At 52.3% G+C, this 532-nt stretch carries 1 rRNA gene; it reads left to right on the top strand.

The features are described from left to right. A 16S ribosomal RNA gene (locus J5067_RS23215) occupies window positions 1–522 on the top strand; the annotation flags it as partial. Window positions 523–532 lie beyond the last annotated feature (10 nt).

The following is a 532-nucleotide window of genomic DNA, read 5'->3' as shown; positions in this document are numbered from 1 at the left end:
TTGGTGCCTTCGGGAACTCTGAGACAGGTGCTGCATGGCTGTCGTCAGCTCGTGTTGTGAAATGTTGGGTTAAGTCCCGCAACGAGCGCAACCCTTATCCTTTGTTGCCAGCGATTCGGTCGGGAACTCAAAGGAGACTGCCAGTGATAAACTGGAGGAAGGTGGGGATGACGTCAAGTCATCATGGCCCTTACGAGTAGGGCTACACACGTGCTACAATGGCGTATACAAAGAGAAGCGACCTCGCGAGAGCAAGCGGACCTCATAAAGTACGTCGTAGTCCGGATTGGAGTCTGCAACTCGACTCCATGAAGTCGGAATCGCTAGTAATCGTAGATCAGAATGCTACGGTGAATACGTTCCCGGGCCTTGTACACACCGCCCGTCACACCATGGGAGTGGGTTGCAAAAGAAGTAGGTAGCTTAACCTTCGGGAGGGCGCTTACCACTTTGTGATTCATGACTGGGGTGAAGTCGTAACAAGGTAACCGTAGGGGAACCTGCGGTTGGATCACCTCCTTACCTAATGATA

This window comes from Candidatus Symbiopectobacterium sp. NZEC151, assembly GCF_025962655.1.
Classification (GTDB): domain Bacteria; phylum Pseudomonadota; class Gammaproteobacteria; order Enterobacterales; family Enterobacteriaceae; genus Symbiopectobacterium.
This window is presented reverse-complemented; position numbering and strand designations above follow the sequence as displayed.